Here is a 1,917-nt window from a genome sequence, read left to right as displayed (position 1 = left end):
AGTGCTTCGATTTTCCAGAACCATTCACGGTTAATGGCTCAAGGCTATAAGAAACCCCGTTCTACCGCGCCACCGTTGGGAAGCAGGCCCCTCACGGACACACTTTTTGTCCTATAAGCCCTATTCGTCGGTCTCGGATTTATTCACAAAAGACTGGTGGAGTCCCGCGATTCCTGGTTGTCTCGAAGACCTGTTGGCGGCGGGAAGCCGGAACTAACCGAATTCCTGGAATCCACCTATTGCGGGAACCGGGCCAACCTTTCCGCGAACTTCCCGGGCCACCGCGGCCACTCGTATCGGGTGCGCGACATCGGCACGGTATTGGCTCAGGCGATAGAGACTGGATACAAAACCGTCGACGACGTTGTGAACAACGTGCATCCGCGGATCCGAAGAGTTGGCCGCTGAAGTGGCGGAACCGTTGATACCCGCCACAATGGAATACTCGCCCATCGCAACGTTCGCATTTTTAGCGACTCCTAGCGCTGCAAAGTGCAGGCCGCAAAGAGTGGATGCGTCCGACTACCGAACAACGGTGAGCCTCCGGCCCCGAAGGTGCAGCGACCTGAACCGCCCTGCCCTTGGTTTTCACCGATCATGCGCGCTACTAAAGCTGCGGTCCACCCTGTTCCCAAGTCGGCCTTCACCCATTGCTTCCGCCATCGTTGGTGGAGGGGGCACCTTGCCGTATCGCATTTCCTTGCGGCAGGATGAGGGCATGTGGGCTTTTCCTGTCCGAGCCCATCTGGATTGAATTTGTAGTCCGTATGTCTCGGCTCCTCACCCATCGTGCGAAGGCACCCGAAGGACACTTCTCCCTCTTGGGTGCCGGCCGCAATACAGCAAGCCCCTCGAACGACACCTGAAGGAGAACCAATGACCAACGAAAACCTGGAATCGGCAGCCGCAGAAGAGCCAACGATCCACGGAACCATGGAAATGATCGCTGGCCGTGTGGCCCTGCACTTCGAACTCAGTTTGGCTCACCCCGTTGAGCGCGTGTGGCTGGCTGCCAGCGTGCCGGGCGAACTGGAGCGCTGGTTCCCGGCTGCCGTTGAGTGGACACCTATAGCGGGGGAGACTTTCGAAGCTGGTGGGGCGACACTCGAGGTGACTGAGGTCGACGCACCCCATCGCCTGGCATGGTCCTACGCCGGCCAACTGCAAAGCTTCACGCTCGCCGGCGAAGGGGACGGTTGCCTGCTTACCTTCACTCATGTCTTCGATGACCTCCCGCTCGCAGCGCAGACCGCGGCCGGATGGGAAACATACCTTTCGCGGCTTGACCCACATTTGCGCGGTGAATACTTGGCTGAGGAAACAGCCCATGAACAGTGGGCGGAGATTCACGAGCTGTACGCCGAGAAGTTCGGGGTCGATCCTGAGCCGGGACGAAAGTTCGCAGAAGCCCTACGTTCCTCCCAGTAAGGAGCGAGCAAAAGCGGCGAGTGACGCTCGGGCCTGTTGGATGAGGGTTTCTCCTCGAGGGCTTGAGATTTATCCTGACCTCGGCGACGCGATGTAGCCGCCCTGCACCCTCGCGATCGATTGCAGAATCGATCGCCGAGAGGGATTCCTTGCATCGCTGGCGCAGAACCGGAACAAGATGCCAGGACGAACGACTTTGAAAACCAAAGGACGGCTTCGGCAGGCAATCCGGCGTTACGGTGATTCCCGACGAGATTGCCGCCTAAAGCTGTATCGGGGGTCACAACGTCATTTTTGGGGTACCAATGGCCGAAACGGCCCGCAGAGGGCGATTCTGGGCCTGTATTCCGGGGTTTGAAGGGAAGCGGACCTCCGATTTGCCGGGGTGCGGAAAGGTGTGTATAGTTTTCTAAGTCGCCGCGAGGGACACCGCGGGAAAGCCGCGGGAGGAATCGCCGGGCGACCGAATTTTTACCAAAACCCCCACCC

2 protein-coding genes are annotated in these 1,917 nt (G+C 59.1%); one reads left to right on the top strand and one right to left on the bottom strand.

Going from position 1 to position 1,917, the window contains the following annotated elements; all coding sequences use genetic code 11:
* Positions 1 to 213: 213 nt before the first annotated feature.
* Entirely contained in the window at positions 214 to 453 is a 240-nt protein-coding gene (locus ACIPVK_RS21715) for a hypothetical protein (protein WP_407614058.1), read from the bottom strand.
* A 423-nt stretch (positions 454 to 876) separates the two neighbouring features.
* Here ACIPVK_RS21715 and ACIPVK_RS21710 point away from each other — a divergent pair, with 423 nt between their 5' ends.
* Positions 877 to 1,428, top strand: a complete 552-nt coding sequence (locus ACIPVK_RS21710; RefSeq protein ID WP_407614057.1) for an SRPBCC domain-containing protein — start codon at positions 877 to 879, stop codon at positions 1,426 to 1,428.
* Positions 1,429 to 1,917: the final 489 nt, after the last annotated feature.

The sequence above is a fragment of the Paeniglutamicibacter sp. MACA_103 genome (assembly GCF_045798555.1).
Taxonomy (GTDB): domain Bacteria; phylum Actinomycetota; class Actinomycetes; order Actinomycetales; family Micrococcaceae; genus Paeniglutamicibacter.
The sequence above is the reverse complement of the archived record's forward strand: the minus strand, read 5'-3'. Positions and strand labels throughout refer to the sequence as shown.